This window comes from Acinetobacter sp. CE-15 (genome assembly GCF_051059255.1).
GTDB lineage: Bacteria > Pseudomonadota > Gammaproteobacteria > Pseudomonadales > Moraxellaceae > Acinetobacter > Acinetobacter guillouiae.
Window position 1 is genome coordinate 2,054,754 of sequence record NZ_CP192737.1, and the last position, 22,231, is coordinate 2,076,984.

A 22,231-nucleotide genomic window follows, 5' to 3' on the forward strand; every position below is an offset into this window, starting at 1 on the left:
AAGTTTCGGTTATACTTGAAGGTATAGATAAACATTTAATATTGGAGATCGCATGACTGTAGATGTCACTGAAACCTTATCTCAAACTGTTCATCCTGCGTTTCAGCTGGTACGTCAACACCATGTAGAAGCTTTAGACATTTTAGTGTCTGAATATAAACATAAAGTGACTGGTGCAATGCACTACCATTTAGCAACTGATCACGACGAAAATGTGTTCCTTGTTGCTTTCCGTACTCAACCAATGGATTCCAAAGGTGAGGCACATATTCTTGAACATACAGCATTGTGTGGTTCAGAGAAATTCCCAGTACGTGATCCATTCTTTTTGATGATTCGTCGTTCATTAAATACTTTTATGAATGCGTTTACAGCAGCTGATTGGACCGCTTATCCATTTGCAACCCAAAATAAAAAGGATTTCCAAAACCTTTTGGAAGTCTATTTGGACGCGGCTTTTGCAGCCAATTTAAATCCATTGGATTTTGCTCAAGAAGGTATTCGTATTGAGCTGGAAAATGGTGAGCCTGTTTATAAAGGCGTGGTATTTAATGAAATGAAAGGGGCAATGAGTTCACCTTCAGATCAGCTTTATCATCAGCTTGCACATCATTTGTTCCCGAAAACGACTTATCATTATAACTCTGGTGGTGATCCGAAGGATATTCCTGACTTAACTTATGATGAGTTAGTGGCGTTCTATAAATCACATTATCATCCAAGTAATGCGGTATTTATGACCTTTGGTGATGAGCCTGCTTATAAACTACAAGAACAATTTGAAAAGTTGGCGTTGTCTAAATTCAGTAAAGGTGAAACGATTTACTCTAAAGAAGAGCAAAGACTAACAGCACCGATTGAAGTACAAGAAACCTATGCTGTTGATGCAGAAGATTTAACAGACAAGACTTATCATATTTTGTCTTGGTTATTGCCAAAAACCAGTGATGTTAAACTTCGCCTGGGTATGCGTTTGGTTGAAGGAATTCTTTTAGAAAACTCTGCTTCGCCGTTGCGCCATTATTTAGAAACATGTGGTTATGCACAGTCTACAGGTCCAATCATGGGTGTAGATGATTCTAACTATGAAATGACGTTCTATTGTGGAGTTCAAGGTTCAAATCCTGAGCATACTGAAGAATTTAAAAATGGCGTGCTTAATATTCTTCAAGATGTTGCTTCAAAGCCTATTGATAAAGACATGGTTGATGCAATTTTGCATCAAATTGAATTACATCAACGTGAAATCAGTGGTGATGGTACGCCGTATGGTTTAACACTGATTCTCAATGGTTTGGGCAATGCAATTCATCATAATGATCCAATCCATGCTTGGGATGTGGATACTGCCATTGCAGAAGTAAAAGAAGAACTCAAAGATCCGATGTGGTTATCCAACTTGATTCAAGTTCATTTATTGGATAATCCGCATCGTGTACAAATGACTTTAGTTCCAGATGCAAATAAATCTGCTCAAGAAGCAGAAGATGAAAAAGCACGTTTAGCGAAAATTGGTGAGGCTTTGTCAGAAGCAGATAAAGCTGAAATTATCGCACAAACTGAAGCTTTAAAAATTCGTCAAGAAACTCCAGATGATTTGAGCTTATTGCCGAAAGTCGGTTTGGAAGACATTCCAGCTGAATTGGCCATTGTTCAAGGTCAATTGCGTGAAGTGATTTGCAATGGGGTAGATACACCATTAAATCTGTACCATGCAGGTACAAATGGAATTTACTACCAACAAGTATTGATTCAAATACCAGATCAAATTGTAAAATCGCCTTATTTTAACTTACTGTCTGTTCTCATGGGAGAAGTAGGTGCGGGCGAATATGATTATCTTGAACTTCAACAGTTACAGACGGCAGTCAGTGGCGGTTTGGGAATGGGTGCTTCGCTTCGTTCTAAAACCGATGACAAAGGTCAAATTAGTGCATGGTTGACGTTAACAACCAAATCTTTAACGGATAAGTCTGATGCGATTCAGTTGCTTAAATTGGCTTTTGAGCAACTACGATTTGATGAAAAAGATCGTATTATCGAACTTTTACAACAACGTAAAACACGTTGGGCTTCTCGTTTATCGGGTTCTGGACATAGTTACGCCATGCAAATTGCCTCACGTCATATGAGTGCGTTGGCAAAACGTGATTATGACAATACCGGCCTAGGCGCATTGAATTGGCTAGGTGATTTGATCGCAAAAATTGAAAAAGATGATGCGGCATATGATGCGTTTATAGATGAGTTAAAATCAATTCATAAAGGCTTAATGCTTGCACCAAAACAATTTTTATTGGTGTGTGAAGAGCATCATTCAGAGCGTTTAGTTGAAGAAGTGCAAACGGTTTGGGATAAACTTGCAGTTGATCAATCTCCTGTCTATTTAACGCAAGTGGCTATGGATGAGAGCGATGCAGATCAAGCATGGTTAATTCAAGCCAATGTTCAATTTTGTGCTTCTGCTTACCAAGCTGTAGATGTTGCCCATCCAGATGCGGCGCCGTTGATGGTGCTTGCAGGCTATTTACGCAATGGTTTCCTGCATAGTGCTATTCGTGAAAAGGGTGGTGCATATGGTGGGGGCGCAAGTTATGATGGCAATGCTTGCTCGTTCCGATTCTATAGTTATCGTGATCCACGCCTTGCAGAAACTTTCCAAGACTTTGAAGCAAGTTTAGATTGGTTGTTAAATAAAGAGCAGCATGATTATCAGCTTGAAGAAGCCATTCTTGGTCTGGTTTCTAGTATGGATAAACCTGGTTCACCAGCAGGTGAAGCCATTACTGCATGCTATGCATTGCTTCATGGACGCACACCTGCGTTTAGAAAGCAATTACGCGAGCGCTTATTAAACGTTACTATTGACGATCTTAAGCGTGTCACACAAACTTATTTACTTGAGCAAAAGCCTGTAAGAGCTGTAGTCGCTCCAGTTGCCAAAAAAGAAGTGTTGGAACAATTAGGTTTTGAAATTAAGAAAGTAAATTAACCCTATAAATTCTTTCTGGAGAATTCTATGTCGTTCAAAAATTTTGAACGTACACCATTGAATCTGAGCATCTTAATGATGCTCAGTTTTGGTTTGGTGACCATTGCTCATGCAGATGATACTGTACAAGTGAATCCTGCAAGTACGCAAGCCTGTGTTGCACTCGAATCTAATGCTGACCGTTTGGCTTGTTACGATAAAATATTTAAAACACCTACCGTTGCTCCGCAAGTCTTGGTGTCAGAGCAACGTGCTGCTTTAGATATTCAAAAAGCCAATGTTGAACCTGAAACACTCAAAGATAAAATCACCCAAAAAGCAGAAAATTTATTTGCCATTCATGGTGATAAAATTGACCCCAATACCTCATTACTTGATCGACGTTGGGAACTTTCTCAAGACAGTAAATTAGGTACGTGGAATATTCGTGCGAATCAACCTGTTTATTTGCTTCCTGCATTTTGGACCAGCAAAAAAAATGAATTTCCGCAGAGTCCAAATCCTCAAAACACCGTGGATGAAGATCAAAATTTAAAGTCAATGGAAGCTAAATTTCAGATTTCTTTAAAAACCAAAGCTGCCGAAAATATTTTTGGGAACAATGGTGATGTTTGGGTTGGTTATACCCAATCGTCTCGCTGGCAAGTTTATAACAGTGAAGAGTCTCGCCCATTTCGTGAAACAAATTACGAACCTGAAGCAAGTTTGATTTTTAGAACCAATTATAATTTATTGGGCTTAAATGGTCGCTTACTGGGTTTGACTTTGAATCATCAGTCAAACGGGCGTTCTGATCCGCTATCACGTAGTTGGAATCGGGTTATTTTAAATCTTGGTTTTGAAAAAGATAATTTTGCCTTGATGGTGCGTCCGTGGTATCGCATCGAAGAAGATTTTAAGGATGACAATAACCCTGATATTAAAAATTATATCGGTCGTGGTGATTTGACTGCATTCTATCGCTGGAATGACAATGATTTTTCTTTGATGCTACGTCACTCTTTAAAAGGTGGGGACGATTCGCACGGCGCAATGCAATTTGATTGGGCGTTTCCAATTAAAGGCAAGTTACGTGGGCATTTTCAATTGTTTGATGGCTATGGCGAAAGCTTGATTGATTATAATCACCGTGCGACTTATGTCGGTCTAGGTGTTTCGTTAATGAATTGGTATTAATCATTTAAAATAGCGTTGATTGGCTAGATTTAAATAACAAGCTGTCTTTATATGAGGCAGCTTTTTTGTTTTTGATTATTGATTTATAAGGAAGAGTTGTTGTTTTATTTGGATAAGTAAGCGGAAAGCGCAAGAGTGCTATTTGCAGTATAAGATGAGGCATAGCCTACGCAAAGCGATTAAAATTTTAAAGGTAAAGTGTGGCATTGCTAAATTTTTATAATCAAATAATTTTTTACATATTATTGATTTAATTTAAAATATTAATTATGAAAAAAATATATTCTTGAGTCTGAGTTTTTGACTGATTGACTATATAATAAAAACCACGCTATTTTTAACGTGGTTTTTTATAATTTGGCTATTTAAACACTTTATTTACGAAGTGCTGACTGTTGAATCTTCATCTTCTGTGGCTTTTGGTTCAGGTTCAACTAAAAAGCCACCAGTCTGTCTATGCCATAAATGTGCATAAATACCATTTTGTGCGATCAGTTCCTCATGAGTACCTTGTTCTGCAATTTGACCTTGATCTAACACAATCAAACGATCCATTTGTGCAATGGTTGAAAGACGGTGAGCAATCGCAATCACAGTTTTATTTTGCATTAACTCATCTAAGCTTGATTGAATTGCAGCTTCAACTTCGGAGTCTAAAGCACTGGTTGCTTCATCCAAGATTAAGATAGGTGCGTCTTTTAAAAATACACGTGCAATGGCAATACGTTGACGTTGACCACCCGAAAGTTTTACTCCACGCTCTCCGACATAAGCATCATAGCCAGTACGGCCTCTTAAATCTGAAAGTTGCGGAATAAACTCATCTGCTTTGGCTTTTCTTACTGCTTCATACATTTCTTCATCAGTCGCATCAGGGCGACCATATTTGATATTTTCCGCAACTGTACGATGTAATAAAGAGGTATCTTGGGTCACAAGCGCAATATTTTTTCTTAAACTGTCTTGAGTGACTTCTTCAATATTTTGACCATCAATGGTAATTTTTCCATTATTGATGGTGTAAAAATGTAGAAGTAATTGAATTAATGTGGATTTTCCAGCGCCTGAACGTCCCACAATCCCAATTTTTTCACCCGGTTGAATGTTTAAATTAAAGTGATCAATGACTTTTTTGCTGTTATAAGCAAATGTGACATCGCTAAATTTAATATTACCTTGAGTCACAACAAGTGGTTTGGCATCTTCTTTGTCTTGGATATTGATCTGACGACCTAAAGTTTGCATACCATCTTGAATTGTGCCGACATTTTCAAATAGGGCAGAGGTTTGCCACATCATAAACTCAGCCATACTATTGAGTTTAAGAATCATGGCTGTTGTTGCTGCAATCACACCAATCGCTGCTTGACCCTGTAACCATAACCAAACAGCAGTACCTAATACTCCAAAGAATAAAACGGCTGTCAGCAAATTGATGCAAAGTTCATATGCAGTGCCTAAACGCATTTGTTTGAACACTGTACGCATAAACTCTTTCATCGACTCTTTTGCATACTGGCTTTCACGGCCTGCATGTGCAAAAAGTTTTACTGTCTGAATGTTGGTATAGGCATCGGTTACACGTCCAGTCATCACCGCACGCGCATCGGCTTGTTCTTTGGAAATTCGTCCTAATCTTGGAATGTAATATAATGCCGCACTGACAAACAACGCCAACCATAATAAAAGTGGAATCAATAGAATAGGAGAAATTGATCCCAACACGATACTGATGGTGATGAAATAGATGACAACATAAGTCACCATGTCGCCCAAAATCACCCAAAACTCACGTACAGCTAATGCTGTTTGCATGACTTTGGCAGATAAGCGTCCCGCAAAGTCATTATGGAAGAAGTCTAAGCCTTGGCGTAGCATTAGATTATGAAATCTCCAACGCAAACGCATTGGAAAGCTACTGTATAAAATCTGATGTCTGATAATGGATTGCATACTGGCAAAAAAGATATTTGCCAACAGAATACAGCTTAAAAAGATCAAATTTTCACGATGATTTACTAAAAAGTCTTGAGGTTTTGACTGTGTCAACCAATCGACTAAATGTCCGATTTGTGAAAAAAATAAAGCTTCAAAACTTGCTGTTGCAGCAGTGAATAATATTAAAATCAATAAATAACGCTTAACACCAGTCGCAGCTTGCCAAACAAATGGAAAGAACTTGGTGGGTAATGGTTCGTTTAAACCTTTCGACGGATATGGATCTACTAACTTTTCAAACCATTGCAGCAACATAAAATCCTCGTGGAAATTTTATAGATTGATTAAATTGTAAAATATTGAAATGAAGTTACAACCTGAACAGCTTAAATTATTTTAAGGCAAATTCAGCAGAAATTGGGAGAATAGTGGGGTAATGTAGATTGTATAGTTTTCGTGGAAATTACACCAGTTATTTATATCGAATAAAAACGATTTATAGTATAGCCAAAGATGATTAAAAAATTATTGTACTTTGACAATCTAATCGTAAATTGAACATTAATCTTCTAACACTTTAACAATCATAAGAAAGTAACAACACTGCTCGAATGTTTTTTACATGAGCGTTCAATTCTTAAAAGAAACTTTGCCTTTCTATAAGTACTATATTAAAATATAGATTACAGTCTATATTTCTAGGTTTCGCATGTGGACAGTCATTACAACGGATTTGTTTAATGAATGGCTTGAACAGCAAGATGATTCAACACAGGAAAAAGTCTTAGCTGCATTGGTCGTTCTACAACAGCTGGGGCCAAGTTTAGGTCGCCCTTTAGTTGATACCGTAAATGACTCGAAATTCATGAACATGAAAGAATTACGTGTTCAGCATAGAGGTAAACCACTAAGAGCCTTTTTTATATTTGATCCATTACGACAGGCTATTGTGCTTTGTATTGGTAATAAGGGCGGTAAAAAGCGTTTTTATAAAGAGATGTTAGATATTGCAGAACAGCAATACGAACTTCATCTTTCAACCCTAGGAGATCAATCTAATGGCTAAAACCTTACAGGAACTATTGGCTGGTCGCTCTCCAGAGAGTCAAGACCGAATTCAAAAAATGGCTGATGAACTACGTTTACAAACGCAGCTGCATCTTATTCGAGAAGAATTAGAGATTTCGCAAAAAGAATTAGCTGAGATACTTGGAATCAAGCAGCCTTCACTTTCAGCAATTGAAAATCGTGGTCATGATCTTAAAATTTCAACGATAAAGAAATATGTTGAAGCAATGGGGGGGAAGCTTCGCATTGATGTAGAGCTTCCAACAGGAAAACATATTGAATTTAATGTTTAACTGTTGAAAATGGAAACGATAAGCTTCCATTTTTTGATAGGAATGAGCACGATTATGCTGAGAATTATCTAAACTTAAATTTAATCGAGTCTAGAGCTGTGTTAAAACGCTATGTACCTACTTTTTTATTTTTGGTTTTAAATCATTTACAAAGAGTATCAATCCAAACAGTATTGGGCTACTCAGTATACATAAGGCCACAAAAGAGATGCTATTGCCATAATTTAAACTGAATAAAAATAAAGCCAAGATGATCAACGTAAACGCGATAACTTTTACTAATTTCACATGTTGTACTAAAACAGACAATTTACTTTTCTCAGTCTTGGTGATCTGCTTTGAGCTGATCAAATATAAGCTATAACTGGCAATCAGGATCAGGAGGAATGCTAAGGTCAATATCATGACACAGACTCCTGCGCTTGTTTTTGTTCCAGCTTTTTCTTGATCTTCGCCACAGCTTTGTTTTGAATCGGTGTGATTCTTTGATGTAAAAAAATCGCTAAAATGGCAAATAACCAGATCATTAAGTCCACACGTAAAAATAACCAATAATCCTGTAATGAATGAATATATTGATTAGAAATCAGATAATAGACATTTAAAATAGGCAAGGCTAATGTCATGGCAATCAGCAGCTTGAGCTGAGTTTTCCAGAGATATTGTTGTTTTGTGCAAAGCGCAATAATAAAACTGAATAACCACAAAGTAAAAAATGTATAGACTTCATAATTTGGTGTATCTGCTTGAAGTTGCACAAAACGATTGGCATATAAATAACCCAACATCGCAATGGGTAAACCAATAATCATCGTGGTATTGAGTCGATTGACCAGATAATGCCCAAAGTGAAAATGCTCATTTTTCTTTTGTAATTGTCGTTTTAAACTCCAGAGCAATAAACCAGAAGCAATCATTGCACAACCTAAGAGGCCAGAGAAAAATAAGCCTAAACGCAATAAAGGTTGGGCAAAATTCGCCATATGCAGCCCGTACATACTGGCATTTAATGTTGCAATTGCACTGTTATTACGGGTATTCCCAATTAAAGCACCAGTTGCACCATTAAAGCTGAGTTGTGCTTGATCACGTGTAATCGAATGATCTTCTAGGGCAGTAATCGTGAGCTTGGCAAGCTGTGTATTGGGCTGATCTACGGTAATATTATCGATATTCGTTTTTCCCCATTGCTGTTGGATTTGTTGCAGGAAATGTTGAATAGATAACATATTCTTCGGCTGTGCTTGTTGAGCCTTGTTTGTAGTTGAAACATGACGAATTTCATCAAAATACTGATATGGATTATCTGGATAGGCTTTTTTCATCCCTGCGGGGAAAAGCAGATAGAAAAAGATAGCTAAGCCGGTAAATGTAATGGTTAAGAAAAAGGGCAATGCGATTACCGAACTTACATTATGAAAATCTAAATATGAACGCTGACCTTTAAATGCTCTTAAGGTAAAGAAATCGGTAAATATCTTTTTATGGGTAATAATGCCTGAAATCAAGGCTATAAACATAATTAACGCTGCAAAGGTGACAATCAAACGCCCAATCGAATAAGGCATTCCATAAAGCTGATAATGAAACCCATAGAAGAAATCACCGCCTTGTGTAGCAGAAAGACTCAATTCTTTACCTGTATTGGCATCTAAAGTTTTACTTTCATAACCACCATCGGCTTTTTGCCAATAAACTTTATTTGCAGGGGTATTCTGATTTGCAACGCCGATATACCAACTTTTTGCATCTGGGGCATTTTTTTGCAAATAAGCAAAGGCAGACTGTATAGCGGATTCCTGTTTGATTTGCATACTTGCGAATTGTGGTTGCATCCACATACTAATTTCATGGCGATAATATGTTGCAGAACCTGTCAAAAAAATTGCAAATAACAGCCAGCCGAAAGTAAGCCCGATCCAAGAATGTAACCATGCCATAGATTGACGAACAGATTTATGCATGAGTTAACCTATAAACTTGGAAAATAGGAAAAAAGTAGCGGCCAACGCTAGGCTGATCAGCGTAAGTTTCTTTAAAGAATGTATACAAAAGCTTAGAATCACAAAAATAATGTAAAAAATAAGTGCGCTAAATGCCGCCAAATAAATAGATTCAGCTTTGGCAAAATAAGGATAAAACACATCAATTAAAGCTAAGGATACTAAATAACTGCACACATAGCCCATACCAAAAGCCAGTATAAAACGATAGAGCACTGATAAAGGGTAGAGCACAATCTGCATAACGATCACTTTCTTGCAATTGAAAACGCCTTAATCCTAAAAGATTAAGGCGAATTCAGATTAGTATTTAAATTTCACTGCAACATTATAGTTTGTAGATGGGCCATAAAATGCCTGACCATCTGGAAAGCTATATAAATATTTTTTGTCTGTTACATTGTTTGCATTTGCTTGAAGCGAAATATGCTTATTCAACTCATAGCTGGTCATCAAATTCACTAAAGCATAAGCATCTTGGGTAATTGTACTCTTTACAGTAGAGTCATACAGCTTGGTTGCATCTTGCCATTGTAAGGCTGCGCCAATTTTCAGTTTAGGTATAGCTGGAATGGTATAGGTGGTTAAAAGATTAATGGTTTGGTTGGGGTTGTAAGTACGTGCCTCTCCACCATTTTTTAAATCTTTTAAGCTAAATTGGCTATAGCCAAATGCCAGATTCAAATGATCTGTTAATTGTCCAGCCAGTCCAACTTCTACCCCTTGAGAGCGTAAGTCACTGGTTTCAACTTTTCGATTGAGAGGGTTTCCATCAGAGTTACGTAAAGGGTAATTACTTTGTTCTGTGCGAAACACTGCCAAAGTTCCAGTGAGTTTGTCATCTAGCCATGAACTTTTAATACCTGCCTCATAGCTTTCACCTTCAACTGGTTTGAGTGCTTTATTATCAGTACCCAATCCAGATTGTGGGCGGAAAATAGAGGTATAGCTTAGATAACCTGTGTATTCAGGGTTAAAGTTATAGGTAATGCCAGCATAAGGAGATACTTTGTTTTCGTCATAGGCCATTGATGAACCGTAACTTTCACCTTCACTTTTAGCTTGAACATAATTTAAACCGAGTAAAAGTTTTAAATCATCGTTTAAGTGTAGTCGTGTTGCTGCATATACAGAATTGAGCTTTTGTGTATAGTTTGCCGCATCACTAAACGCTGACCAAGTGACTGATTGAGGTGTCCAGCTTGCCCAATCCGTGGTCTTATTATTATTGATATTGCTGTCATTAATTGTGCCTGAGGTTTGTTGATCATACTGTTTATTTTGTAGATAACTATAACCTAGCGTCGCTTCGTGTTCACGGCCAAATAATGAATATGAGCCTTGTAGATTTAAGTCGGCAAAATGACTTTTTAGATTTTCTTTTCCACCCCAAGCGGTAAGGGCTACACCCGCTCCATTTTGATCAGGATAACCGAAATAATAGAGTAAGTTACTGTTATGGTCGGTTTGGGTGTAGTTATAACTCAGCTTAGCTGTCCACTTGTCATTAATTTTTTGCTTTAACTCAGCAAAAGCATTTTGTGACTTATTATCCCAATATGCCCAATCTGGATTGGGATTATAATTACGCTCATAGGAAAGTTGTTTCCCATCTGCACCGAGAAGTGGTAAGGCACCCCAATTATTTGCATTAGGTTTGTTCTGTTGTTGGCTATAACCGACAGTCAATAACGTGCTATCACTTAAATCCGCATCAATGATGCCAGAAAATCCATTTTTCTCAGATGAATAACGATCTAGATAAGAATCTCCAGTTTGCTCATAACCCATCAAACGTCCGCGGATGCTGCCTTCTTTGTTGAGTGCACCTGAAACATCTGCTTCATAGCGTTGGGTATTCCAAGAGCCATAACTTAGCCCAGCATTGGCTTGAAATTCTTGGGTAGGGCGTTTACGGATATAATCGATTGTTGCGCTTGGATCACCAAAAGCATTGGTTAAAGCATCTGCTCCTTTAATCACGTCAATACGATCATAAAAATATGTATCAGGATTGGTATTATTATAATTGTAGCTGCTAGAAGGGAAGCCGACGCCATCAGTTAAAATATTTGAGATTTCAAAACCACGAGCAGTGTAGGTTGAACGTTCGGTTTCCTGATTGCTTACAGTAATACCGGGAGTATTACTTAAAGCTTCACGTGCACTATTGAGCGCAAAATCATTTAATTGCTGACGTGTCACTACATTCACTGTTTGTGGTGTTTCTTTGACAGGAATATTCAGCTTGGCTGCACTTGCAGATTTTTTAACGATATAAGATTTTGATTGTTCAGAGCTTAATTCAGTTTGATCCGCTGTGGCTTGAACTGAAATTGTGGGTAGATTTTCAATATTTTCAGCAAAACTTTGCTGAGCACTGAATACTGCTAAACTAAGAATAGAGAACTTAAAACTGTGTGGGAGAGAATTCAACATCGCTTATCTTAAATGATAATAATTATCGCTTAGTTTATTGTTTGTAAGAAGTGCTTACAAGCGTCGTGCAATTGAAAATATAAATAGAAAATAAAATAACGATAGAAAATTAGATGAATTGTTTTATAAATTCACCTATTTGCCATAGCAGTATCCAGTTTTGACTATTCACAATTAAATCTGATGAATATGCTATCATGCAGTTATAGTGCTGATCAGGAAGAATATCTTGCAAAATCGAAAGCTTAAAATTGGAATTGTCGTAGGTGAGGTATCAGGGGATACTTTAGGCGCAAAACTTATTCGTCGTTTTCGTGAACAGGGTATTGATGCTGAATTTGAGGGGATTGGTGGTCCTCAAATGATTGCAGAAGGATTTAACAGTTTTTATTCAATGGATATTTTATCTGTGATGGGGATTGTTGAAGTGCTTAAAGATTTAAAAAAATTATTTGCTGTACGTGATGGTCTAGTCGAGAAATGGACTGCCAATCCTGTAGATGTTTTTATCGGTATTGATGCGCCAGACTTTAACTTACGCCTTTCAAAAAGTATAAAACAGAAAAACTTGCCTATTAAAACGGTGCAATATGTCAGTCCATCTGTATGGGCTTGGCGACAAGGACGGGTGCATGGCATCAAAGCCAGTATAGATTTAGTGCTTTGTCTATTTCCTTTTGAAAAAGGCTTTTATCAACGATATGACGTGCCAGCAGCCTTTGTTGGGCATCCACTGGCAAGTCAATTGCCATTACAAAATCCAATTTTGGATGCAAAGCAAGAGCTTGGTTTAGATATCAGTCAAAAGCATATTGCCTTGTTACCGGGGAGTCGACGTGGTGAGATTGAACGACTTGGACCGTTGGTGTTGGATGCAGCAAAAATTCTTTATCAAAAATATCCAGATTATCAGTTCCTGATTCCTGCCATTAATGATTTACGCAAACAGCAAATTCAGGAATTATTAAAGCATTATCCAAGTGATTTGGTTGCAAAAATTCATTTACTGGAAAATACCGATAAAGAATCAAAAATTGGTCGTCAAGTTATGAATGCAGCCAATATTGTGGCTTTGGCATCAGGGACAGCGACACTTGAAGCATTATTGTTACATCGCCCAATGGTGACTTTTTATAAGTTGAATTGGTTAACTTATGTGATTGCTAAATTTTTAGTGAAAATTCCGTATTATTCATTGCCGAATATTATTGCGGGTAAAAAAGTGATTCAAGAGCTTATTCAACAAGATGCCACAGCAGAAAATTTGGCCAATCAAATTGAAAAATTAATGAATATTGAAACTGCACAAATTCAGGTGATGCAATTGATCACCATGCACAAGCAACTTTTGGCTGGAAATAGTGAAGATCCCGTTCAGGCGATTTTAGCAATTTTAACAGCTTGATTTTTAACGCTAGCAACTGATTAAGCAAATATTCGTTTGCTTATCGAGCTGCTGGAAAACCTTGTAATCAGTTTAGAAAACATTTAACCAATAAAAACTCCTCTAAATCTAAGATAAAGAGGAGTATGTATAAATCATTTTTTTGGTTTGGGTGTAAAACTATTCCGCCCGAACTTTAAGTTCATAACCTGTATATTTACGAATATTGATGACACCCGTATCCATAATCAAGTATTGACCTTTGATTCCTTGTAGCTTGCCCCGAATGATTGGGGTTTTATCTAAATTGTGCGATTTAACTTTTTCAGGGTAAATATCGACAGGGTAGATGAATTCACGAGGTAATTCATTTTCTAACAATTCAACCGTTTCATTAAATTCAAGATTTTGCGCAAATTCATCGCGAATACTTTGAATCTTAGGGGAAAATTCTTGAACCAATTCATTACGAATTTCAATCAGATCAATCGGTTCAGCTTCACCTTTAAGTAGCTTTCGCCAATCCGTTTTATCTGCAACCTGTGTTCCAAACATGACTTCAAGTTGACCTGAAAGACGGCGCGAACCGACTTTTAAAATAGGCAGTGCTTGGGTCGCACCTTGGTCTAACCAGCGTGTTGGCATTTGACCTAGACGGGTAATCCCCACTTTTAAAGCACTTGAATTTGCTAGATATACTATATGCGGTTGAAAGCAAACTTCATGAGCAAAATCATCTTCACGGCAAGTACCTAAATGATAATGGCAAGTTTCAGGCTTCATGATACACATGTCGCAAGACGCCTTGGTTTTCATGCATTTAAAGCAGTGGCCTTGCGAATAAGACTTCGGTGTTTTTGCGCCACAAGAAACACAATAAATATTTCCTGTCGCTTCAATCTCAATTTCCTGGCCTAAACTAAATGGTAGCTCGGTTTCTGAGCGATCTAATATAAATTTATATTCAACATTTGCCTTATGTGTTTGTTGATCAGTTACACTAAGGTCTTTAAGACCTGCATGCATTTTATGACAAATGCCTTGTAGTTCCATGTTTAATTACTCGCTTCAAAAAAGGTGCAGTTATGGCTGAGCAAAATGTCATCACTTCAATGCTAGACGATTTATCGCAAGAACAGCCAATTCAAACTGCATTGTGTATTGGGCAAAATTTGGCGCAATACCCTACAAATTATTCAATTCAATGGTCCTATTTTAACGTATCTGAGTTTTTAAGTCTGCCTTTTACGCAACGATATGATTTAGGATTTGTACTTTTAGATACAGATGAAATGTCTGGGGTGACCGATTTGCAGAAATCTCAATTATTGGTCAAGTTGCGTGATTTACTGGCAAAACGAATCGTCGTGGCATGTCAGTTAAAAGATGAACAGTTGCTCAGATCGCTTGGTTTTACTCAACTGATTGATAAAACATTACATCAAAATGATTTTGCACTTTGGCAGTTTAATATTTTGACCTATAAACATGTACCAGATTGGTTTAATTCTAAGTTCTGGGCCAATCCAGAAAACTGGAATAAATTTCGTTGGTAGTGATTTTATTTTGGTTATAAAACCAGTCTTAAGCTATTGCAAAATTTAACAATTCCAATTTTGGTGAATAGGATAAAGCCAAGTATGCTGTACTTGTCTCATAAAACTTAAAAAAGGAAAACGCATGACAGATTTAACCAATATTGTGGAAATTCTGGCAAAACAAGCACTTGGCGGACAACAACAATCACAAGGCGGGCTAGGTGGTGGATTGGGCGGGGTACTTGGTTCAGTACTCGGTGGCTTGGGTGGGCAGCAACAACAATCACAAGGTGGATTGGGTGGCGTGCTTGGTTCAGTTTTAGGTGGTTTGACAGGTGGACAACAACAACAAGCACCGCAAGCGGGTGGTTTTAATGCCTCTTCTTTATTGATTGCAGTTGTGCCATTGGTCTTGGGTTGGATTCAACAAAATGGTGGTCTACAAGGTGCTTTAGCTAAATTGCAAGGCGCAGGCTTAGGTGGGCAGGTTCAAAGTTGGGTCGATCCGTCACAAGGAAATGGTGCTGTAAATGTAGAGCAAATCCAGAGTTTATTTGGTGGTCAGCAAGTTGAACAAGTTGCTCAACAAGCCAATGTTCCGACCAATGAAGTATATGGTGCAATCTCTACAGTATTACCGCAAATTATTGATTCACTCACACCACAAGGTGATGCAACAGATCACACTGAAGCCAATGGTGATATTCAAAATGTCATGAATTTGGTATCAGGCTTTTTAAAGTAAAATCGAATATAAAAATGATCAAAGCCAGTCAATAGATGTTGACTGGCTGATTTAAATTAAGGCTGTGGGTCATCGCCAATTGCTTCGCTACTTTTTACGTCGCCATTCTGTTTCTTTTTAATGTATTTAATTTGCCCATATCCTTCAGCATACCATTCATCCAATGTTTCATCTCCGATTTGAGAAATGAAATGACATGCATTATCAAACTTTAAAGTATTGTCATCATTGTCAATTAAAGTCAGATCTTCAAATCCTACAAATACTAAGTCAATCGTCTTATTATTTTCAGACTTATCATTGTTATCCATTTGCGATTCAATGACTGCGTTGTAGGTCATTTGGAATTTTTGCTGTGGTTTAAGATTGGATGGGAATGTTGGAAGCGGGGCTTGATAGGTGGTTTTTACCAGCACATCATTTGGATTTGATCCGAGCGCAGCAATACCATAGTCCAAGTTTGCAAGCATGGTGCGGCCAGTTAAATCGTAGATATAATCTGTACGCACACCTGCGCCTTGTCTAACGATTGCTATTGCATTCTGATTGTTGAAGGTTGTAGGAACAATCTGTATTTGTGTTTCTTCATTGTTGTTCAGGGTAAACTGTTTGTTGGGTTCTAACTTAAAACAATCATCTGAATTGGCTGCTTTATGTGCTTTTTTAACCGCTGGGGCTTCTGCTTGATGTTCAGAACTGTCATGCGGTTTATTTTTAGAGCAAGCAACACTAAAAATAGAGAGTAAGCTAATTACAACAACAGTTTTCTTCATTTTTACCCTAGACGATAAAGTTTAAATTTCACGAGGCTATTTTTCACTATGAGCCAATAAAAAACAACCATATTCTTACGAAATATGGTTGGAGTAAACTTTATATTTATGAGTTGCTTATTATTCAGCTAAGACAGTTTTGTCTTCCTCTTCATCATCTTCAGCAGAATCCATACCTAATTCTTTGAGTTTGCGGGTTAAAGTATTACGCCCCCAACCTAAAAGTTCAGCAGCATGACGCTTACGACCACGAGTTTGTTGAAGTGCTGCGATGATCAAAGTACGTTCAAACATTGGAGTGGCAATGTCTAAAATTTTCATTTCACCATTTTTAAGCTTTTGAATTGCCCATTGCGCTAATAACTCATCCCAATGATGTAATGCAATACGATCAATACCAGCTTGCGCTTGGCCCTGATCATCAGATTTATTGATTGGAATTTGTTTTAATTCAGACGGCAAGTCTTCTGGATAAACTTCACGCCCTGTGATCATCACAGTTAACCAGCGGCAGGTATTCTCGAGTTGACGTACATTGCCTGGCCAAGGCAGTTTTTGAATATACTCTTGTGTTTCTGGGCGTAAAATTTTAGGACTAACTCCAAGTTCTTTACCTGCGCGTGCCAAGAAGTGTTGCGCCAACATCGGAATATCTTCAGAACGATGAGCAAGTTTAGGAATGTGAATACGAATGACATTTAGACGATGATATAAGTCTTCACGGAAACGGCCATCATTGACCAACTTTTCTAAATCTTGATGTGTTGCTGCCACGATACGAACATCAACACGAACTGGAATATGACCACCAACACGGTAGAACTCACCATCTGCCAAAACACGAAGTAGACGTGTTTGGGTTTCAAAGGGCATATCACCAATTTCATCTAAGAATAAGGTTCCGCCATTGGCTTGTTCAAAACGACCTTGGCGTTGAGTATTGGCGCCAGTAAATGCACCTTTTTCATGGCCAAATAATTCAGTTTCAATCAAATCTTTTGGAATAGCGGCCATGTTTAACGCAATAAATGGTTTACTGCTTCTTGGTGAGTGGCGATGTAAAGCGTGTGCAACTAACTCTTTACCTGTTCCAGATTCACCGTTGATCAATACAGTAATATGCGATTGAGATAGACGTCCAATGGCGCGGAAAACTTCCTGCATTGCAGGGGATTCACCAATAATTTCCGTAGATTGAATCGGGGTAACTTTGGCAGATTCTTGTTGTTGCAGCTTGTTGATATGCAAAATCGCACGATTCACCAACGCAAGTGCTTCATCAATATCAAACGGTTTTGGTAGATATTCAAAAGCACCTGTTTGATAGCTCGATACTGCAGATTCTAAATCTGAATGTGCTGTCATAATAATCACAGGCAGATCAGGATAACTTCCTTTGACTTTTCCTAGGAAGGTTAAACCATCAATGCCGGGCATACGAATATCAGTGAGAATGACATCTGGGGCATTGCTTGGAAGTTGATCTAAAGCAGATTGTGCTTCTTCAAAACTGGTGACATCGAAGCCTTCTTCTTTAAATGTTTTTTCCAAGACCCAACGCATAGCACGGTCGTCATCGATCACCCAAATTTTATTATGCGACATGGTTAGACTCCCAAGGTAGATATAAGCTAAATACTGTTTTTCCAGGAACGGATTGGCATTCAATCATTCCGTTGTGTTGATGCATGATATTTTGTGCGATGCTTAAGCCAAGACCTGTTCCTTTGGCACGACCAGTCACAAGTGGATAAAACACGGATTCTAAAATTTCTTCAGGAACACCAGGGCCATTGTCTTCAATATCAATACGAATGGCTGATTTGTTCAGTACGCCATTAATCGTCACCAAACGTTGGATGCGTGTACGCAACATTAGTTCAGGTTGATGATCAATAAAAAACTCACGATTCTCAGTCATCGCCTGTACCGCATTGACACTGATGTTGAGCATCACTTGAATCAGTTGATCGCGATCCGCTTTGACATCAGGCAATGAAAGGTCATAGTCTCGTGTGATTTTAATTTTTTTCTTGGTCTGATTTACAATTAATGAGCGAACACGTTCAAGTGGTTCATGCACGTTGACCAATTCGTAGCTTGGGAGCTGACGTGAACCCAGCATAGTGTCAGCAAGGTTTCTTAAACGATCGACTTCACTGATAATAATATCGGTGAACTCTGCGTACTGTGGATCATTTAAACTACGAGCAAGCAGTTGAGTTGCGCCACGAATTCCACCTAATGGGTTTTTGATTTCATGTGCAACACCTCGAATCAGTTGTCGTGCAACTTGGTGTTGTTGAATCAGGTTTTCTTCTTTAGAAATTTTAAGCATCCGATCAATCGGATTTAATTCAATTAATAGTAATGGGTGATAGGGTCTTCCTGTATTTAGCTGCGATACGGAATAATCAACATGCATGTCTTTAAAGTTAACATTGATAATCGCTTCACGGCGTGTATAGGCTTGACCTGTTTTTATTGAGTTGTTTAATGCTTCCAAGGTATTAAAGCTATCATTTGGTGCATGTAAAATATTAATTACTGGCTGACCTGCCGCACGAAGCAAGCTAATATCAAACAATGCTTCGCATGATGAATTAAGATAAAAAATATTTAAATTACAATCGACCAAAAGAATTGCAGTGGTTAAATTGTCCACAAGCAATCTATAATCAATTGTTGGGTATTGATCCATTAGCAGAGCTTTCCTGTCTTTAAATAGCGCAATGGCATCTGCACCTCGTTTTCTATTTTCCCGAACATGGGTGATTGAATCGGTTAAATCGTCCTGATATAAAGCAAGATGCACGCCAACTTTTATATACTGCGCAGTTTTCTTACATGAATGATAAAAATTGCGCATTTACTGCGCTTTATTCAAGTGTAAAAACCAGCATTCATATTACGCTATCATTATATTGTTCCAAAATGGTGCATTGTAGTAATTTAATTATTTGATTGGATGTATTTTGGTGCATTATACAAAGAGTGCAGTTTCCACCTGTTTTTATCTCTTGAAAAGTCATACAATACGCGGATTATAGTGGAGCGCAGATTCATGAAGTCCCCCAAAGTCGGTTTTGTATCTTTAGGTTGTCCTAAGGCATTGGTAGATTCTGAACGCATTTTAACGCAGTTAAAGACTGAAGGTTATGATGTTGCATCAGATTATGAAGGTGCTGATTTAGTTGTTGTGAACACCTGTGGTTTTATTGAATCTGCAGTACAAGAGTCTTTAGACGCAATTGGTGAAGCCATGAGCGCCAATGGTCGTGTGATCGTCACAGGCTGTTTGGGTAAAGATGAAGATAAAATTCGCCAGATGCATCCAAATGTCTTAAAAGTGACAGGTGCTGCGGCGTATCAAGATGTGATGGAAGCTGTCCATCAGTATGTTCCAGAACCACCGAAACACAATCCTTTTGTAGATCTTGTACCTGAACAAGGTATTCGTTTAACACCTAAACATTATGCTTATTTAAAAATATCAGAAGGCTGTAACCATCGTTGCACATTCTGCATTATTCCAAGCATGCGTGGTGATCTTGTGTCACGTCCTGTTGGCTCTGTATTAAATGAAGCACAGGCGTTAAAAAAAGCAGGTGTAAAAGAAGTCTTGGTGATTTCTCAAGACACCTCCGCTTATGGTGTAGATACCAAATATAAGCTTGATTTCTGGAATGGTCAGCCTGTTAAAACCAAATTCTATGACATGTGCGAAGCGCTTGGTCAGTTAGGGATTTGGGTGCGATTACATTATGTTTATCCATATCCACATGTGGATGCGGTGATTGACTTAATGGCACAGGGTAAAATTCTTCCGTATTTAGACATTCCTTTTCAACACGCCAGTCCGCGCATCTTAAAATTGATGAAGCGACCAGCTCATAGTGAAAACACCTTGGAACGTCTAAAATTATGGCGTGAAAAATGTCCTGAATTGGTTATTCGTTCAACATTTGTCGTGGGTTTCCCTGGTGAAACTGAAGAAGATTTTCAAATGTTATTGGACTGGTTACAAGAGGCGAAACTTGATCGTGTAGGTTGCTTTACCTACTCACCTGTAGAAGGTGCAACAGCCAACGATTTGCCTGATCATGTTCCTGAAGAAATTAAGCAACAACGCTATGAACGTTTTATGGAAGTTCAACAAGCGATTTCTGCTGAAAAACTACAAAGTCGTATTGGTCAAACCATGACGGTTTTAGTGGATGATCTTGAAGAAGAATTCCCAGTCGCAGTTGCACGCTCTTATGCAGATGCACCTGAGATTGATGGTAATGTTTTTGTTGAAGATATTGATAAGTCAGTGATTAAAGCTGGTGATTTACTTGAAGTCGAAATTACAGATGCAGATGAATACGATTTGTTTGCCAAGTTGATTCGCGTTAAATCAGCTTAAGTGTTTCCGATTTCGATTTGATTAAATACGAATAAAATTGTAGATATAAGTATTGGAGTTTTGTGATGTTAGATTCTAAAAAGCCGCGCTATGAGCGAATTTTGCTGAAACTTTCGGGTGAAGCGCTTGCGGGTAATAAAGACATGGGGATTGATGCCCAAGTCTTAGATCAAATGTCTTTATCTATTGCTCACTTGGTTGGTTTGGGTGTGCAAGTGGGTATTGTGGTTGGTGGTGGTAACTTATACCGTGGTAGTCAATTACAAAAAGATGGTTTGGTTGGCCGTGTAACGGGTGATCAAATGGGTATGCTTGCTACGGTAATGAATGGTTTGGCATTACGTGATGCTTTGGTTCGCCGTAACATCAAAACCCGTTTAATGTCAGCATTGCCAATTGGTGCAGTAGTTGAAGCATATTCAAGCCGTGATGCAATTCGCCACTTAACTCAAGGTGAAGTGTGCGTATTTGTTGCTGGAACAGGTAATCCGTTCTTTACAACGGATACAGCAGCATGCTTACGTGGTATTGAAATTGAAGCAAACCTTATTTTAAAAGCCACTAAAGTTGATGGTGTCTACAATAAAGACCCAAGCAAATATGATGATGCTGTTAAATATGACCATTTAAGCTTTGATGAAGTTTTAGATGAGAAACTTGGTGTCATGGATTTAACTGCAATTTGCTTATGCCGCGATCACAATGTGCCACTTCAAGTATTTGATATGAACAAGTCTGGTGCTTTGCTTTCTGTGGTAATGGGCGAAAAAGAGGGCACTCACGTTACAAACTAATGTACGTGGGTAGTAAAGCTCTTTATACTACTGCAATTTTAGATTAGGGTGTATTGACACTTCGCCTGTTTATGAAATGTCATTAGACCCCATACACATTTAGATAAATAAGTAAGGAAGATCATATGATTAACGATCTTAAAAAAGACGCAGAAGACCGTATGAATAAGTCATTGGAGTCTTTGGAACATGGTTTTGCAAAGGTTCGTACAGGTCGTGCGCATCCATCCATCCTAAATGGAGTTATGGTTCCTTACTATGGTTCTGACGTGCCGTTAAACCAAGTGGCTAACGTGGGTGTTGAAGATTCACGTACTTTGTTAGTTCAACCATTTGAACGTTCAATGGTTTCTGCAATTGATAAAGCAATCCGTGAATCAGATTTGGGCTTAAACCCAGTAACTGCTGATGCGATTCGTGTGCCAATGGCAGCTTTGACAGAAGAAACACGTAAAGATATGCAGAAAGTTGCACGTAACGAAGCAGAAAATGCCAAAGTTGCGATTCGTAACATTCGTCGTGATGTTTTAGGCGATATCAAATCATTATTAAAAGATAAAGAAATTTCTGAAGATGATGAACGTCGTGCAGGCGATGATATCCAAAAAATTACCGATAAATTTGTTGCTGAAGTGGACAAACGTCTTGCTGCGAAAGAAGCTGAATTGATGAAGGTCTAA

At 38.1% G+C, this 22,231-nt stretch carries 17 protein-coding genes and 1 pseudogene; 10 read left to right on the top strand and 8 right to left on the bottom strand.

The genetic code is table 11. The annotated features are described in order from the left end of the window. The first annotated feature begins 52 nt into the window (after window positions 1-52). Together ACQ7EO_RS09505 and ACQ7EO_RS09510 are read left to right on the top strand one after the other, a co-directional pair. Window positions 53-2,992 (top strand): insulinase family protein, encoded by a 2,940-nt coding sequence (locus tag ACQ7EO_RS09505; RefSeq protein WP_434279458.1) that lies wholly within the window; start codon window positions 53-55, stop codon window positions 2,990-2,992. Window positions 2,993-3,127: 135 nt separating this feature from the next. Beyond that, window positions 3,128-4,168, top strand: a pseudogene (locus ACQ7EO_RS09510) (phospholipase A); the annotation flags it as partial. 378 nt (window positions 4,169-4,546) lie between these two features. On the opposite strand, the gene ACQ7EO_RS09515 reads toward ACQ7EO_RS09510, so the two are convergent. After that, complete coding sequence (locus tag ACQ7EO_RS09515; protein WP_167321166.1) at window positions 4,547-6,418, bottom strand: ABC transporter ATP-binding protein; 1,872 nt, start codon at window positions 6,416-6,418, stop codon at window positions 4,547-4,549. Window positions 6,419-6,815: 397 nt separating this feature from the next. Between ACQ7EO_RS09515 and ACQ7EO_RS09520 the strand changes: the two genes are divergently transcribed. Both ACQ7EO_RS09520 and ACQ7EO_RS09525 read left to right on the top strand, forming a co-directional pair. After that, window positions 6,816-7,172: a type II toxin-antitoxin system RelE/ParE family toxin gene (locus tag ACQ7EO_RS09520; RefSeq protein ID WP_151802360.1), complete on the top strand. Its 357-nt coding sequence runs from the start codon at window positions 6,816-6,818 to the stop codon at window positions 7,170-7,172. Beyond that, entirely contained in the window at window positions 7,165-7,467 is a 303-nt protein-coding gene (locus ACQ7EO_RS09525; RefSeq protein ID WP_004719697.1) for a helix-turn-helix domain-containing protein, read from the top strand. Before ACQ7EO_RS09520 ends, ACQ7EO_RS09525 begins: the two co-directional genes overlap by 8 nt. A gap of 401 nt (window positions 7,468-7,868) precedes the next feature. Here the strand turns inward: ACQ7EO_RS09525 and ACQ7EO_RS09530 are convergent, their stop codons facing one another. From ACQ7EO_RS09530 to ACQ7EO_RS09540, 3 genes are read right to left on the bottom strand one after another with little or no spacing between them, the layout of a single operon-like run. Beyond that, complete coding sequence (locus ACQ7EO_RS09530; protein ID WP_434279459.1) at window positions 7,869-9,431, bottom strand: PepSY-associated TM helix domain-containing protein; 1,563 nt, start codon at window positions 9,429-9,431, stop codon at window positions 7,869-7,871. Between the two features lie 3 nt (window positions 9,432-9,434). Next, window positions 9,435-9,713, bottom strand: a complete 279-nt coding sequence (locus tag ACQ7EO_RS09535) for a hypothetical protein (RefSeq protein ID WP_419263414.1) — start codon at window positions 9,711-9,713, stop codon at window positions 9,435-9,437. Between the two features lie 60 nt (window positions 9,714-9,773). Next, entirely contained in the window at window positions 9,774-11,909 is a 2,136-nt protein-coding gene (locus tag ACQ7EO_RS09540; protein WP_434279460.1) for a TonB-dependent siderophore receptor, read from the bottom strand. A gap of 229 nt (window positions 11,910-12,138) precedes the next feature. On the opposite strand from ACQ7EO_RS09540, the gene lpxB reads away from it, so the two are divergent. Beyond that, window positions 12,139-13,314, top strand: a complete 1,176-nt coding sequence (gene lpxB, locus ACQ7EO_RS09545) for a lipid-A-disaccharide synthase (RefSeq protein WP_270386076.1) — start codon at window positions 12,139-12,141, stop codon at window positions 13,312-13,314. Window positions 13,315-13,473: 159 nt separating this feature from the next. Here the strand turns inward: lpxB and ACQ7EO_RS09550 are convergent, their stop codons facing one another. Beyond that, the gene (locus ACQ7EO_RS09550; protein WP_004719710.1) at window positions 13,474-14,346 is read right to left on the bottom strand and encodes a DUF2797 domain-containing protein; all 873 of its coding nucleotides are present in this window, start codon (window positions 14,344-14,346) and stop codon (window positions 13,474-13,476) included. 32 nt (window positions 14,347-14,378) lie between these two features. Here ACQ7EO_RS09550 and ACQ7EO_RS09555 point away from each other — a divergent pair, with 32 nt between their 5' ends. Together ACQ7EO_RS09555 and ACQ7EO_RS09560 are read left to right on the top strand one after the other, a co-directional pair. Next, entirely contained in the window at window positions 14,379-14,849 is a 471-nt protein-coding gene (locus ACQ7EO_RS09555; protein ID WP_004719712.1) for a DUF6231 family protein, read from the top strand. Between the two features lie 124 nt (window positions 14,850-14,973). Beyond that, window positions 14,974-15,576: a YidB family protein gene (locus tag ACQ7EO_RS09560; protein ID WP_004719714.1), complete on the top strand. Its 603-nt coding sequence runs from the start codon at window positions 14,974-14,976 to the stop codon at window positions 15,574-15,576. Window positions 15,577-15,632: 56 nt separating this feature from the next. On the opposite strand, the gene ACQ7EO_RS09565 is transcribed toward ACQ7EO_RS09560, so the two are convergent. The 3 genes from ACQ7EO_RS09565 to glnL all read right to left on the bottom strand — a co-directional run bounded on the left by ACQ7EO_RS09565 (window position 15,633) and on the right by glnL (window position 19,050). After that, window positions 15,633-16,349: a hypothetical protein gene (locus tag ACQ7EO_RS09565; protein ID WP_004822149.1), complete on the bottom strand. Its 717-nt coding sequence runs from the start codon at window positions 16,347-16,349 to the stop codon at window positions 15,633-15,635. A gap of 120 nt (window positions 16,350-16,469) precedes the next feature. After that, on the bottom strand, window positions 16,470-17,954 hold the full coding sequence (gene glnG, locus ACQ7EO_RS09570; RefSeq protein ID WP_004822147.1) for a nitrogen regulation protein NR(I): 1,485 nt from the start codon (window positions 17,952-17,954) through the stop codon (window positions 16,470-16,472). Then, window positions 17,944-19,050, bottom strand: coding sequence for a nitrogen regulation protein NR(II) (gene glnL / locus ACQ7EO_RS09575; protein ID WP_034613940.1), 1,107 nt, complete (start codon window positions 19,048-19,050; stop codon window positions 17,944-17,946). The genes glnG and glnL overlap by 11 nt, the downstream gene beginning before the upstream one ends. Window positions 19,051-19,413: 363 nt before the next feature. On the opposite strand from glnL, the gene rimO reads away from it, so the two are divergent. The 3 genes from rimO to frr all read left to right on the top strand — a co-directional run bounded on the left by rimO (window position 19,414) and on the right by frr (window position 22,231). Then, window positions 19,414-20,757, top strand: a complete 1,344-nt coding sequence (gene rimO / locus ACQ7EO_RS09580) for a 30S ribosomal protein S12 methylthiotransferase RimO (protein WP_004719723.1) — start codon at window positions 19,414-19,416, stop codon at window positions 20,755-20,757. Between the two features lie 65 nt (window positions 20,758-20,822). Then, entirely contained in the window at window positions 20,823-21,551 is a 729-nt protein-coding gene (gene pyrH, locus ACQ7EO_RS09585; protein ID WP_004719725.1) for a UMP kinase, read from the top strand. A 125-nt stretch (window positions 21,552-21,676) separates the two neighbouring features. Continuing rightward, a complete protein-coding gene (gene frr / locus ACQ7EO_RS09590) occupies window positions 21,677-22,231 on the top strand; it encodes a ribosome recycling factor (RefSeq protein ID WP_004719727.1) in 555 nt (184 codons plus the stop codon).